The sequence below is a fragment of the Candidatus Fermentibacter sp. genome (genome assembly GCA_030373045.1).
Taxonomy (GTDB): domain Bacteria; phylum Fermentibacterota; class Fermentibacteria; order Fermentibacterales; family Fermentibacteraceae; genus Fermentibacter.
Genome location: JAUCPW010000054.1, coordinates 1 through 12,698, shown reverse-complemented (window position 1 = coordinate 12,698; position 12,698 = coordinate 1). Strand labels below are relative to the sequence as shown.

The following is a 12,698-nucleotide window of genomic DNA, read 5'->3' as shown; positions in this document are numbered from 1 at the left end:
CGGCAGAAACTCCCACACCTGGCCCGGATTGGACATCAACGGGGAGACAGGCCGGATATCAGCCGGCCTCGAGGCGAATTCCGCATACAGGAACGGTGCGGACTACCTCGATGAAGCATCGCCCGGCCTGGCTCTCGGCGTCAGATACATGTTCTGATATCCCGCTGCCCGTGATCCATCACGAGCGCTTATCCGCAGAGGCTTCCCCGGGTCGCGCGGCCGGCCATTTCGGCCTGCCTGCCAGGATATTGTTCTGCAACTGGTTGCGCGTGTTAACGCAAAAGTAGCCAGCCCCCGGTCACAGACCCCGGTCAAGACCCCGGTCAAGACCCCGTTTACCGGCTACATCCTGACCTTCACGAGCATTCTCCTGGCGCACTCATGAGATATCAATTCGCCGCTTGACATAGTTGTAAGAAGCAACTAACATACAGAAGCAGCGCCATGATACTAGGAGGTTGAGATGAAAGCGTTCATAGCTGCTTCCCTGTTTTCCGCGGTCGTCTGCGCCGGTTCCGTCAGCACCCAGGAGAGCTGGGAGGACGGTCCTGGCGTCCAGGGTCCGGTTTCGTCCTGGAGCGGATCCTTCCTGGACTCGGACGGGACAGCATGGCTCCCGGTGCCGGGACAGCTGTGTCTTGAATCGGAGCCTCTCTCATCACCTGTCAGGCACGATGTAGGCATGTCCTTTTTCGGATGCTACTCCGCGGCGGTAGGCGACGTGAATGGCGACTGCTTCAACGATCTGGCCGCCACCGCATTCGAGGGGAACGAACTGAGGCTGTGGCTCTCCGACGGGCAGGGGGGGTGGGTGACGTCTACAGTGAACAACTGCACGGCCGAAATAGGTTGCTGCTTCGCTGACATCGACTCCGACGGCACCCTGGACATTCTCACCACGACCTATTCTCCCGGCAGCGTGAGAGTGTATACGAATCTGGGGGGAGAGATCCCGGCATGGGACGAACAGATCGTCGACTCTTCACTCGACGGGATGCACGACGCGAAAGCCTTCGACATCGACCAGGACGGTGACCTCGACATCGCGGCAGCTTCCGCGGAGGACGACCAGGTCGTCTGGTGGAGAAACGACGGCGGGTCTCCGATCGTATGGGTGAAGCAGACCGTAGGAGTCCTCACATATCCTTGCAGGCTGGACGTATGCGATCTCGACGGAAACGGCAAGACCGACATAGTGGCTGCTGGTTACGAATCCGACCGGATTCAGGTCTGGTACGGATCGGGCGGTCCGTCGCCTGCCTGGACCGGACAGGTGGCCGCAGCAGGAGTGAATGGAGCGCATGGAGTGGGAGCATGCGACCTGGATAGCGATGGCGACCTCGATCTGGTCTGTGCCGGGATGGACGACAACTCACTGTTCTGGCTCCGCAACGGTGGCGGGTCGCCTGTCGCCTGGACCGTGGAGGACATAGGCACCTTCGGCGCTCCCGGCTGCTCCGAACCCGCGGACATCGACGGTGACGGTGACTATGACGTGTCATGCGGCTCGTTCGGGTCGGCGGGAGCGGCCTGGTGGGAGAACCAGGATGCCGGGACCACCTGGGTGAAGCACCAGATGATATCGGGTCTCGGCACCATTTCTCTGACAAGAGCCGGCGATGTCGACAACGACGGTGATCTCGACCTGGTCTGCTCCGGATTCTCGGGTGACAGGCTGTTCTGGGTTGAGGCCACATCTTTCCTGGGTTCGGGCTGGCTGGAGAGTTCGATCCTCGACACCGGGTGCCAGCCGCAGTACGCCTCCTTCGACTGGGAAGCGTCGTCTCCCTCAGGAACCTCGATGACCGTTCAGTTCAGGACATCCGACGATCCCTCCTCGATGGGCGGGTGGTCGGCTCCCTACACCAGCCCTTCTACAGTGAGCGGACAGGTCGACAGGTACTTCCAGTACAGGATCGCATTCACGACAGCCGACGAATCGGTCTCTCCGGTCGTCGATTCGTTCAGTTTCGGCTTCGATCCCACTGGGATCGGCCCTGAAGCCCCGGGCAGCCTGTCGATCGGGATCACATGCGGCAATCCCTGCAGAACCGGGTTTTCGGTCCACATCGAAAACCCCGAAGGCGGTCCGGTGGAGGTGCTGGTGTACGATGCCTCCGGCAGGGTGAGGGCCGGGTCGGAGCTGGAGATGGAGGGCGGCTGCAGCGCGACGATGGCTGTAGACGGCCTGGTCCCGGGGGTGTACCTCGTCGTGGCGCACAGCATGACAGGGGATTCGGCCGACGTGAGCGTGACAGTCCTCTAGTTCGAGCCGATGTTCGGGCGGAGGGGGGCCACCCCTCCGCACTGATCAATGGCTGGAGGAGAAAACTGGCAGACACCGCGGAATCCCAGCTCCTGTCACTCGGTTTCTCCGCACTCGAGGCCGACGTCTATCTGACTCTCCTGAGGGAGCCGGGAGTCACGGGCTACAGGGTCGCCCAGCTCCTGGGCAAGCCGGTCCCCAACACGTACAAGGCGCTGGACACCCTCGGGGCGAAGGGCGCCGTTGTCATAGACGACAGCGGAAGGAGCCGGAGCTTCTCGGCCGTTCCGATCCGCGAGTTCATCGACAACCTCGTGACGGGCCTCAAACAGACCTGCACGACGCTGGAGGCCAGTCTCACCGGCATCGGGGGGCTCCCGCCGGAGGAGGGCGTATACCGGCTCCAGAACGTTCCCCAGGTGTACGCCCGCGCGGCCGAAATCGTCAGATCCGCACGCAGGAACCTTCTCGTCGATGCCTACGGCATCCCGCTCGCCCGGATACAGCAAGCGGTCGAGGATGCGGCCTCCCGCGGCGTGACCTGCCTGGTTCATGCACACAGGGATGGGACGTCTGTGGATGGTTGCGAGGTCATCGAGAGCTGCAGGACGGAGATCCCGGGGGAGTGGCTGGCTGTGATGGCCGACGGCCGCGAGTACCTGATCGCTGTGATCTCCTCCGATGAGAAGCGGGTCTATCAGGCGGTCTGGAGCCGCAACCCCTTCATCGCGCCATGCGTCTACCAGGGTTATCTCAACAAGGCCATGTTCTACCGCATCACCCTGATGTTCGGAGCGGGGAAGTCCCGGGAGGAGATAGGGAAGGAGCTGAACAGGCTCTGGAAGGTGTACGGCTCGAACGACCCCGGATCGGAAGCCCTCAACGAGCTCCTGGAGCACCTCTGATACGGATGCACTCTCGCCGGCCCGAACGATCCTCCTTCAGCCAGGCGCTCCTGCCTGGCCGCTGCAGCCTCGATTCACGGTTTCAGTGATCGTGCCTCCGCTGGACGTTGCATGCCGGTGTCGTACCGGGGTCAGGCTGCTCTCGACATGGAAGTGCCGGTCCGCAGAGGCTTCTTTTGCGCGTATGCCGGTCATCCAGAAACGGACCTCCTCAACCGATCAGCCAGTTCGGTATTCTACAGCCGGTTGCGCGTGCTAACGCATAAGTAGCCTGACACCGGTCATCGGTGATGGTGCGCGCCCTCCCGATGGGCTATCTATGAGTGACACAAGAGTCACTCAGGTTACTACCTTCAGATCAGATCGGATGGATCGATGCGATCGGCCTGGGCAGTCCTGACTCTCCTTGCGGTGCTCCACGCGGACACCGGAGCCGCTGCGGGGTATCCGGGGAATGCCATCGGCCCCGCAGTCGAGCTTCACTCCACGATCGACTGCGGGATCGCCTTCGAGCACTCGCTCTCGAGATGGTTCTGCCTTGATGCCATGTTGGGTGTCGACGACGGCCTGGACTGGATCAGCGCCCGCGTCATGCTGGACAGGAGCGACGCCGCATTGCGGCTCCGCCCCTCCCTCGGCCTGTGCCTGACCGGAGGCGACAGCACCTACGAGCATCCGACCGGCGGGAGCCGGAAGTTCGTCTTCCTCTGGCCCGGCCTCGGGCTGGCCGTCCGGTTCTGGCATCTCTCAACCACCCTGGACATCGGCGTCGGCATCGGTCCCAGCGGAACCGGCCTGGAGGGAGACGGCTTCATCGGCCTGACAGGCGCGCTGATGTACATGTTCTAGCCAAGTACCGATTCGATGCCGACCCGATGCGCCCCCGCTCTGAGTGACCAGCCCTGAGCGAAAGCACGGTTCGCGGATCGATCCGTCGAAGCATTCCTCTGTTTCGAAGAAGCTCTCCGTGAAGGATGCCGTAACCCTGTGCATCCTGACGACCACGATCCCGGGAGCGGCACGGCGCAGGCCGGCGCGATCCCGGCACCTCCCCTCGAACGACGCACTCCCGCCGCCCCGCGAACCTGGCTGAGGATATAGCCCGGACGTTCCTGGCAGAAGTGTCTGCATGCACACGGATGACCTCTTTGATGAACACAGCGAGCACCCCATCTCCTGCCGGAAACAGACCGGCATGCTCGAGGTTCGCATCCGGGTTGCCGTACATGTCGCGGCTGTTCCTGTGCCGGATGAAGACGGCATTGCGCTTCCCGTTGACAAGTACGCTTGTCGTAAAGTATGCTTTACATACCGGAGGGGAGGTCGAGCATGGGGCTCTCCATGAACAGGTTGAGAGAGTTCCGCGAGAAGGCCGGGCTAACGCAGGATCGACTGGCTGGATGCGTGAAGGTCTCGCGCCAGACCATCAACTCGATCGAGGCCGGCAGGTACGTGCCCTCGCTGGAGCTCGCGCTCAGGCTGGGACGGGTTTTCGGATGCCGGGTGGAGGATCTGTTCGGCATCCCGGATATGGAGGTGGATGATGCTGGGAAGGCCTGAGTGGTTCACGTACCGTACTGCGGGCTGGGGGCTGGCCCCCAGGACCTGGCAGGGATGGGTCTACATCCTCTGCTTCATCGCGGCCCTGGGTCTGATCTCGCTGGCACCTCTCCGGGAGGGCGTCCGTGATGCCCTGACACTCACGGTCATCGGGCTGCTCGTCATCGACGCCGTCTCGATCTGGGCGGCGATGGGCAGGCATCACGACGAGCGCGAGCGCCTGCATCAGCTCATCATCGAGCGCAACTGCTCCGTGGCCGCCGTTTTCGCCGTTGTGGCGGCGATGGTGTACCAGACCTGGCGCGGCGCCCCGACGGCAGGCGATTCGATCCCGTTCGATCCCATGCTCATAGGCATCCTGGGGGTGATGGCCGTCACCAAGCTGGTTTCGAGCATCTGGCTCAGGACGAGGATGTAGGGGGGCGTACCGGGGTCAGTACCCGGGTACCCGGGGTCAGGCTACTTTCGAGAGCGACGCGCCGAGCTGGAGAGGCTATCCGGACCTGCCTCCCGGAAACCCGGAAACCGCCCGTTTCGGCCTGCCTGCCAGGATGCTGTCCGACAACCGGATGTGCGTGTTAACGTAAAAGTAGCCAGACCCCGGCTAGCGGGGCCAGCCCGGGAAGTCGGCGTACATGTAGATCGAGGGCGCATCCTTCAGCTCGCGGGCAACCAGAGAAAGCGTCGGGTCTCCGTAAGCCTCGGCTCTCATGTAGAAGCCGGTGAAGGCCTCGAGCGTCTGCGCCGCAACTGCTTCGTCGCCGCTCACCGTCGCGCACTCCCAGGCAGCACGGTACCTGTGCAGCAGGAACGTCAGCAGGAACGGTTCGATGATTGTCTCGGGGTTTTCCGACAGGTACTGCGCGGCGTACTCCGCCTCGGCCAGGGGGCCGTCGTGCATCCCCTCCCACTCGTAGAAGATCGGCGCGTCGGCGAGGTACTCCATGACCGTCAGCGCGTAGGAAGGGTCGTCCGAGAGCACAGCTGCCGTCTGCTCGAGGCCCTGGCGCTTCTCGAGAGCGATCGATTCCTCGAAGTAGAGGTGTCCGGGCATCTCGGTCAGGGGAACGAAGGCCTGCAGGCGCTGCATCGCCGCTTCTACCAGAATGAGCTCTTCGGCGCTGTACAGCGTTGCGTCCGGCACCGGCAGGGCCTCTTCGGGATTGTAGTACCTGAACATGTTGTCTATGAGGCGGGTGCCGCCTGCGGGCTCAACGGCGAGCATGGCGGCTAGAAGAACGGCATGCATTCGGATGAACCTCCCGTGAGAGTCGACGACGCCCGGCTCGTGCCCGGGCGTCATGGCCTTCTGTCGTCTATGCTTTTAGTATTGTCGATGAACGGGGTCCGGCACAATGGGAGGGCCGTGAAGCAGCAGTCCGGCTTCGATCGGGACATCGGGGGGCCAGGCTCCTGGCAGATCCTGGCTGAGGGATTCGTGGCAGGGAACGACTATGCTGCCGGAGCCTTCCACCTGCTCCAGCGCGACCTCTCGAAACGTCCCGCGAAGGATCAGCACGACTGCTGGTCGAAGCTGGCCGCCACGTTCCGCCAGATGAACCAGGAGAAGCTCGCCTTCCAGTGCTTCGTCCAGAGCCTCGTGTGCAGCCCCGTGCCGGGGTCCGACTCCTGGACGCAGATCAGACTCTCGCCCCGCATCGAGCACAGCGGAGGCTTCGTCGAGAGGTTGTCGCAGCTGCCCCGCTTCGACGGCCCTGCGAAAGACCCGGCACTGGCGAATCTCGCGGCCGACCTCCAGGTCAGGTTCGGCTTCCCGGGAGCCTGACCGCCGCAACTGTCCCAGCCCCGCATAAGTTCCGAACCCGGCGAACCTGCCTCCGGCGCCCCGGGCTTTCCATAGAAGGTGCGATGCCGTATACAATTGCGGGCATGCCGGACGGGGGAGTCCGGCACCGCCCGGAATGCGAGGGCATTGCTGTGAAGTGGCTGTTGTTCGTAGCGCCAGCTGTGCTGGCCGTGAACGCGGCTTCAGGGGAAGAGGTCTTCCTCTCCTCGCCTCCGTATGACATCACCGTCACTCTCGAATACTCCGATCCTGCCGATCCCTACGGCGACCAGGGATACATCGAGACCTACAGGAGCGTGAGCTACTTCTCCCGGGTCATCTTCGGCCCTTCGATCAGCCCGGTCTTCGCAGCCAGCTTCGCCGCCGAGGTCTCTCCCATGGGCTCGGGAGGAACCGTGCCCTCGATGCAGAAGCAGGGTGCGGGTGCGATCGAGTACTTCACCCTCCAGCCAGCCTGGGAATCGGACGACGAGGCGATAGAGGCCGAGGTGACGCACGGCCCGGAGCCCTTCACCCCCAATCTCACGATCATCAACGCCGGAATGGCAGCCGACATGGCCGATCCGGATGCGGGCGAGGACATTCCCATCGTGCCGATCGAACCCACGGTGTGGATCTGGTTCAACGAAGGGTTCTCGATCACCGATCCCGAATTGGTCTGGGAATACCCCGGCTATGCCGGCAACTCGATCGGTTCGAGCGCGGTCGTCTTCTCCGTCCCGCGCGACGATCTTGGTGAAGGTACTGACGTGTACATCGACATCCCCTACCGCCCGGAAGACGGCAACGCCACCGGCAGGTGGACGATCCACTTCGAACTGTCCGAGTAGGACCGGGAACCGGGATCAGGCTGCTCTTTCGCTGACAGCCGTATGCCGTAGCCAGTCTTCACCCGGCGGTGTGCTTTGTCGACGCCATGAGCCTTGTGATCAGATCGTTGAAGAAATCGCCGTTCCATAGCGCCAGGCTCCTTCGCCCGGCTTCGCCGAGGAAGGGCATCACGTCGCGCCTTGCGTCCTCCCAGTCGATCTCGGAAACCTTTTTCCGAAGTGCCTGTGCGAGCCATTCCGGATCGGGCAGGATCCCGGCATCTCCCTTCCACGGCCCGCTCTGGAGAAGAGCAGATTTCAACAGGACGAGGTTCGGGCCGACTCCCCTCCCGACATACCACGAGAAGTCGTAGAGGTCCCTCCCCTTGAGATGCGGCCTGCACAGGACGGCATGGCACTTGCCCGCCATGCCGCTCGGAAGGTCTACGCAGCGCAGCGCGTGGGCAACGGGAAAGCCGGCATAGGCCACGGCCGTCTTCGCCCCTTCCGGCGGATTGGTATCGACCTCGAGCTTCACCCGGATGAGCCTGCCCTTGCGATGCGCGAATCTCAGCAGAGAGGCGTCTGGCCCGGGCGTGACAACCGAGATTGCCTTGACCGGGGAGGCATCCGCGGCCCTGGGACGGATCTCGCAGGCCAGCCCGTGAGCCTGCAGGATATCGACGAGTGCTCCGGAATGCTCGCGCCAGTCGAATCCCGGTTCCGGCCGGCCGGTCGAGAAGTCCAGATCCTCGGAGAACCTGTCCAGCCCGTGCAGGATTCTCAGGAAGGTTCCGCCGTGGAAAGCCGCGTCGGAGAAGAAGCGAGTCCCGGAGAGCGCGTAGAGGGCGAGCTCCTGCATCGCTTCGCGGATGGCGGCATCCTCCTCCCCGGGCGTTCGGGGAGAGGCCGAGGCGATCCTGTCCGAAAGCGGCGTGCTCATGCCACCTCCCTCACCAGTTCGAGGAGACCGTCGAGGAAGCGTCGAACGGCTCCCGACCGGAATGCCTTCTTCATAGAGGCGACTGCGGAAGGTTCTATCGAGTAGAGATCGTCCGGATCGATCCTTAGCGAATCCACCAGGAATGAGCGCACCGGCCCCTCGATCCTGCGCGTGTACGCCAGATCCGCCAGAGCTCGCAGCGGGGACGCAACGAGCGCCCTTCCGCCACCTGTTTCCTCTGACGAAACACCCTCCATGAACCAGCCCGCCCTGGCGGGGATGCGGTAATAGCGGAACTCGCCGAGGGGATTGGTAAAGATCGACCCTCTTCCCTGGCATGCGGACAGGAGGACTGTCACCCTCTCCGGGATCAGCCCGTGGAAGGACAGAGCGCTCTCGCACGAGACGTAGCTGCCGTGGATTATCGCATTGGCCGCGACGAGGGATGACCCCGCCACCTCGCCCCCTATCCCGGGAAGCACGTACAGGCCCCTGCGGAGCCTGACGAGTTCGCCCCGTGCCAGGGCCCGGTTCACAATCCCGTACCGCCTTGCGGGTGTTCCGCCGAGGGCGGACTCGATCTCGAACTGCCGCAGCACTCTGCCTGGAGGCCCCGATCTCAGCAGATCGATCGTCATATCGAGCATACGTCACATCCTTGCAAGATACTTCCGGCAAACGGAAGTATCCTACATGAAATGACCGATGGCAACCCCCGTTGTCACATGGGGCCAGGCTGTTTTCCAGGTGACCATTCCAAATCCAGGGTGTACTAGCCACCACCCTCCAGGGATGGGAGATACGGCAACTTTCGACTGATGGATCACTGACTGCCGGGCATTCAGTTCAGACCGCTCCGAACCTCGCTTCGATATCAGTTACTTCTTTCTCTTCCTGTTCTCGTTTCAGTTGAAGATCCCTCTTCTTCATCTCATATCTCTTTCTTCTTTCATACAAGCTTCATTTTCATCACAAATCTTCAATACTCATGAAGATTATAACTTCACCTTCTTCTTGTACTATCATCTTCATCTATCTTATTGATTATTATGGAGATAGGGCTTGACACCCGGGGGTAGAATCGGGTATCAGTATAGTAGAGGCAGAAAGGAGAATGTATCAAATGCGCAACATCACGCAGAATCAGAGGAACGGCACCGCCGTTGGCGCGGCAGGCCATCCCAACCGCCTGGGCGTCCTGGCCCTTTTCTTGCTGATCCTCGCCGCGATCCTCGCTCTGCTGTTCATGTCGCCGCGCGAGGCAGCCAGGGTGGTGCGTGGGGCATGAAAGGAGCTGGTGCAGTGCAGTGATGGGAACGACACTGACCGCAGAAGACCAGTGCTGGATCCTGGTTGTGAGCCGTGGCAGCGTGGCAAGGCTTGCGGGCAGCAAGGCCCGCAGGGTCGTAGTCGAGGCCTGGGAGTTCCTGGCCGACGGCCTCTTCTACCGGATCGAGAGCACCGGTGTCGAAGAGTGGGTGCACTACACCGCGCTGATCCCCATCGAAGCAGAAACAGAGTTCACGCTCGCCGACCCGGGCGACGGTGGGGCCGAGAAGTCGATGGGCGTCTGCCTGCCGTGGTTCGCCGACAGGGTTCCGATGTACTTCGCCGAATTCGAGGAGGTGGAGTGATGGCTGCACAGAGAAACACGTTCCCGTGCGGGCACAGGGGGAAGGGCACCCGCTGCCACATCTGCGAACAGATCGAGAGGGAGAGGCGCGAGAAGGAGGAGAAGCGCTGCGTCAGAACCATGGAGAAGGAGGCCCGGAAGGTATCGCTCGAAGGCGGCCCGGAGGGCATCGAGAAGATGCCCGCCGCCGTTCAGGATGCCACGCTGAAGATCGTGCGCCTCCTCGAGGCCGGCACCCGCTGGTTCACCCTGGGGGGCAAGCGGCTGAAGGGAGAGGGCTACAACACGATCATCTCAGTGCCTCTTCCGAGCTACTACCGCCTGATCTGCCGGGAGGCCGGCGCTCGCCTCGAGATCGTCGAGGTGATGTCGCACCAGGACTACAGCTCGAAAATCGCCGCCGGCGGCTGGTCACATCGGCACGCGAGCCTCCCCGCACAGCCGTCCCTTCGCCGGCACCACGCAAAATGACTGGCCGTCAGGATATGACCGCAGATCACGGAATGCCGGTCCGTGCCTGATGAAATCGTGGGAGGGCCGCATCATAGGAACGTGCCGGCATTCCCTCAACGCCTTGAATGGCATGGTGTTCCATGGATTTGCATCCCCGGCATGAGAAATGCTCAATCCATGACACAACGGTACGACAATCGGTTCTGCCGGGATCGAAACTCGAGTCAGGGAGGGGGAGAGATGAGCGTCGTCCTGTTCGTGCTCGGGGGCCTGATGTTCGTTGCAGGGCTAATGGGAATGGGTGGTGCCGATAGCGCGATCCAGCAGTGTGTCGCAGCTACTCTTCTCGGTTGTGGCCTCCTGACAGTCGGGGTCGGCTATGTGGCAACCGTGATCCAGAGCGGCACGAAGAGGATCGTCGAAGCCTTCGAACACGGAAACCAGGCGCGATAATCGGAAGGGAGAGGGATGGTCATTCTGTACTTTCTGGCCGGATATGTCGTGACAGGCTTGTTGATGATGATGGTCGGCATCATCCTGACCTGGAGGTGGGACCTGCTCGACTGGGCAAGCGTGCGGTACTGCGCTGAAGAGGGATACATGATGCTTCTGTACTTGCCGCTGATCCTCATACTCTACTGGGGCGGCGAGATGAAGTCCTTGTGGAAAAGCGAGTGGCCTACACGCCGCGCTCCGGTTGACTAGCTGATGCGGCCTCCTGATACTCACGCAAACGCGCCCGGCGAGCCGCTGCCGGGCCCGGGAATCGGGTGGGGCATGATCCTCCTGGCAGGAACACTGAACAGGCCGCGGGCCTTCTCCCCGCCCTCCCGGCTCTCCACCTTCGATCAGCTCGGAACCGGCTCGCCCTCGACACCACCGCATCCCGCGACACCAATCGCTTCGATGAAATGGGCACTACCCGATTCAATGGGTAATGAAATGGGTAATGGATCGCTGAACATGGATCGGACGGCGACTTCCCTCGCATCGACGGATCGCCGCACACCCCGGGAGCCCCGCCATGTGGCCTGAGATCCTGGCCGCCGTCTTCGCCCTGCTGGCCGCCGCCCTCGGATTCCTCTTGTTCAGGGCCATGCGCCGCGAGGCTTCGCTCCGCGAGGAGCTGGGAGGCCTCAAGGCCCAGGACGCCGCCAACCTCCAGGCGCTTGCCGAACTCAAAGCTGGAGCCTCGGAGGCGGACACCCTCCGGACCGAGGCCGCAAGGCTCGAAACCGCTCTCGAGCACGAGCGCAGGGGCGCGGACGAGAAGATCCGCCTGCTCGAGGCCGCCGAGGAGAGGCTGAAGAAGGAGTTCGAGAACCTCGCGGGCCGCATCCTCGACGAGAAGGGCACCGCCCTGTCGGAGCAGAACCGCGAGAAGCTCTCGGCCGTCCTCCAGCCACTGAAGGAGCAGCTCGATGCCTTCAGGAAGCGCGTCGACGACGTCCACACCGAGGACTCGAAGCAGAGCCAGAGCCTCATCGAGCAGATCAGGCACCTGCAGGAGCTCAGCACCCAGGTGAGCAGGGACGCCGACAACCTGGCCAGGGCCATCAAGGGCGACGCCAAGGCGCGCGGCAACTGGGGCGAGCTGGTGGTGAGGCGCCTGCTCGAGAGCGCCGGCCTTGTCGAGGGCCGCCACTTCGAGGCGCAGAAGGTATTCACCGACGAAAACGGCGCCAGACTCGTCCCCGACTTCATCGTGAACCTGCCCGGCGACAGGGCGGTGGTGCTCGACTCGAAGGTCTCGCTCGTGGCCTACGAGCGATTCGCGTCGCAGGACGACGCCGACCAGGCCGGGAAGGACCTGAAGGAGCACATCGCCTCGGTGCGCGGCCACATTGCCGAACTCAGGGCCAAGGCCTATGAGAACCTCCTGGGCGACCGCACCCTCGACTTCGTCATGATGTGCATCCCGGTGGAGCCGGCGTTCCAGGCCGCCATGAACGCCGACCCCGAGCTGCAGTACGACGCAGCCGGAGGGAACGTGGTGGTCACCGGGCCCGTCACCCTCCTGCTCATGCTGAAGCTGGTGGCCCAGTTCTGGCGCCGCGACGACGAGGCCCGCAACACCCGCGAGATCGCCGACCGCGCCTCGGCCATCTACGACAAGGCACGCCTCCTGGCCGAATCCATCGAGAAGTCGCGCATCAAGGCCGCCGAGCTGACCCAGGCCATCGACGATTCCTTCGGCCGGCTCAGCGCAGGCCCGGGCAACCTGATCCGCCAGGTGGAGATGATGCGCCGCCTCGGCCTGAAGGTGAAGACACCAATCCCCACGGCCTTGGTGGACCGTGCGATGTCCGATTCCCTCGACGA

At 62.9% G+C, this 12,698-nt stretch carries 17 protein-coding genes; 14 read left to right on the top strand and 3 right to left on the bottom strand.

Annotation, left to right across the window (positions count from 1 at the left end):
* Window positions 1-28 precede the first annotated feature (28 nt).
* The 6 genes from QUS11_09090 (at window position 29) to QUS11_09065 (ending at window position 5,149) form a co-directional block, all read left to right on the top strand.
* Window positions 29-157, top strand: a complete 129-nt coding sequence (locus QUS11_09090) for a hypothetical protein (GenBank protein MDM7993455.1) — start codon at window positions 29-31, stop codon at window positions 155-157.
* Between the two features lie 306 nt (window positions 158-463).
* Window positions 464-2,266 carry a VCBS repeat-containing protein gene (locus tag QUS11_09085; protein MDM7993454.1) on the top strand — a complete coding sequence of 601 codons (1,803 nt, stop codon included), beginning with the start codon at window positions 464-466 and terminating at the stop codon, window positions 2,264-2,266.
* Between the two features lie 314 nt (window positions 2,267-2,580).
* Complete coding sequence (locus tag QUS11_09080; protein MDM7993453.1) at window positions 2,581-3,171, top strand: TrmB family transcriptional regulator sugar-binding domain-containing protein; 591 nt, start codon at window positions 2,581-2,583, stop codon at window positions 3,169-3,171.
* Window positions 3,172-3,546: 375 nt separating this feature from the next.
* Entirely contained in the window at window positions 3,547-4,020 is a 474-nt protein-coding gene (locus QUS11_09075; GenBank protein ID MDM7993452.1) for a hypothetical protein, read from the top strand.
* 450 nt (window positions 4,021-4,470) lie between these two features.
* Entirely contained in the window at window positions 4,471-4,731 is a 261-nt protein-coding gene (locus QUS11_09070; GenBank protein ID MDM7993451.1) for a helix-turn-helix transcriptional regulator, read from the top strand.
* Entirely contained in the window at window positions 4,715-5,149 is a 435-nt protein-coding gene (locus tag QUS11_09065; GenBank protein ID MDM7993450.1) for a hypothetical protein, read from the top strand. Before QUS11_09070 ends, QUS11_09065 begins: the two co-directional genes overlap by 17 nt.
* 186 nt (window positions 5,150-5,335) lie before the next feature.
* Here the strand turns inward: QUS11_09065 and QUS11_09060 are convergent, their stop codons facing one another.
* Window positions 5,336-5,980, bottom strand: a complete 645-nt coding sequence (locus tag QUS11_09060) for a hypothetical protein (protein MDM7993449.1) — start codon at window positions 5,978-5,980, stop codon at window positions 5,336-5,338.
* 117 nt (window positions 5,981-6,097) lie between these two features.
* On the opposite strand from QUS11_09060, the gene QUS11_09055 reads away from it, so the two are divergent.
* The gene (locus QUS11_09055) at window positions 6,098-6,517 is read left to right on the top strand and encodes a hypothetical protein (protein MDM7993448.1); all 420 of its coding nucleotides are present in this window, start codon (window positions 6,098-6,100) and stop codon (window positions 6,515-6,517) included.
* A 152-nt stretch (window positions 6,518-6,669) separates the two neighbouring features.
* Window positions 6,670-7,368: a hypothetical protein gene (locus QUS11_09050; protein ID MDM7993447.1), complete on the top strand. Its 699-nt coding sequence runs from the start codon at window positions 6,670-6,672 to the stop codon at window positions 7,366-7,368.
* Between the two features lie 58 nt (window positions 7,369-7,426).
* Here the strand turns inward: QUS11_09050 and QUS11_09045 are convergent, their stop codons facing one another.
* The gene (locus QUS11_09045) at window positions 7,427-8,290 is read right to left on the bottom strand and encodes a nucleotidyl transferase AbiEii/AbiGii toxin family protein (GenBank protein MDM7993446.1); all 864 of its coding nucleotides are present in this window, start codon (window positions 8,288-8,290) and stop codon (window positions 7,427-7,429) included.
* Entirely contained in the window at window positions 8,287-8,937 is a 651-nt protein-coding gene (locus tag QUS11_09040) for a hypothetical protein (protein MDM7993445.1), read from the bottom strand. Before QUS11_09040 ends, QUS11_09045 begins: the two co-directional genes overlap by 4 nt.
* 476 nt (window positions 8,938-9,413) lie before the next feature.
* Between QUS11_09040 and QUS11_09035 the strand changes: the two genes are divergently transcribed.
* The 6 genes from QUS11_09035 to rmuC all read left to right on the top strand — a co-directional run.
* Entirely contained in the window at window positions 9,414-9,578 is a 165-nt protein-coding gene (locus QUS11_09035) for a hypothetical protein (GenBank protein ID MDM7993444.1), read from the top strand.
* Between the two features lie 22 nt (window positions 9,579-9,600).
* Window positions 9,601-9,924, top strand: coding sequence for a hypothetical protein (locus tag QUS11_09030; protein MDM7993443.1), 324 nt, complete (start codon window positions 9,601-9,603; stop codon window positions 9,922-9,924).
* The gene (locus QUS11_09025; protein ID MDM7993442.1) at window positions 9,924-10,394 is read left to right on the top strand and encodes a hypothetical protein; all 471 of its coding nucleotides are present in this window, start codon (window positions 9,924-9,926) and stop codon (window positions 10,392-10,394) included. The genes QUS11_09030 and QUS11_09025 overlap by 1 nt, the downstream gene beginning before the upstream one ends.
* Window positions 10,395-10,616: 222 nt before the next feature.
* Complete coding sequence (locus tag QUS11_09020; protein ID MDM7993441.1) at window positions 10,617-10,829, top strand: hypothetical protein; 213 nt, start codon at window positions 10,617-10,619, stop codon at window positions 10,827-10,829.
* Window positions 10,830-10,844: 15 nt separating this feature from the next.
* Window positions 10,845-11,081, top strand: coding sequence for a hypothetical protein (locus QUS11_09015; GenBank protein ID MDM7993440.1), 237 nt, complete (start codon window positions 10,845-10,847; stop codon window positions 11,079-11,081).
* Between the two features lie 319 nt (window positions 11,082-11,400).
* On the top strand, window positions 11,401-12,698 hold a 1,298-nt coding region (gene rmuC / locus QUS11_09010; GenBank protein ID MDM7993439.1), incomplete at its 3' end, for a DNA recombination protein RmuC.